The sequence below is a fragment of the Psychrobacter sp. 1Y4 genome (assembly GCF_051847555.1).
In genome coordinates, this window is sequence record NZ_JBPYDE010001092.1 from 1 (window position 1) to 532 (window position 532).

A 532-nucleotide genomic window follows, 5' to 3' on the forward strand; every position below is an offset into this window, starting at 1 on the left:
TGTCGATCTAGATATCCCTGTGTTCGTCGATCGCGCAGCAGCTATTCTTTCTGACTTTGTCGCTGGTGCCAATGAAGTCAACAAACACACAACGGGAGTCAATTGGGATCGTGACGCGCACATCACGCGCATCGTTGATATCCGCAACGTGCTCGAAGGCGACGCCTCACCTGAAGGTCAGGGAACCCTACAAATCAAACGCGGTATCGAAGTTGGTCATATCTTCCAGTTAGGTGATAAGTACTCACAAGCACTTGGCTGCAGCGTCTCAGGCGAAGTTGGCAAGCCGGTAACCTTGATGATGGGCTGCTATGGTATTGGCGTCAGCCGCATCATCGCTGCTGCCATCGAGCAAAACCACGATGATAACGGTATCATGTGGCCACAAACACCTGATGTAAAAGACTCACTTGCGCCCTTTGAAGTAGCTATCGTACCGATGAAGTCAAAAGAAGAGACGGTCATGCAGACTGCCACTGAGCTTTATGAAACGCTAAAAGCCAAAGGCGTCAATATCCTACTGGACGATCGT

General features: G+C 50.2%; 1 protein-coding gene. It reads left to right on the forward strand.

Annotated features, from left to right (window positions below; all coding sequences use genetic code 11):
* Nucleotides 1-532: aminoacyl--tRNA ligase-related protein (locus ACS8FC_RS20580; protein WP_439298147.1), on the forward strand; the 532-nt coding region annotated here is incomplete at both ends.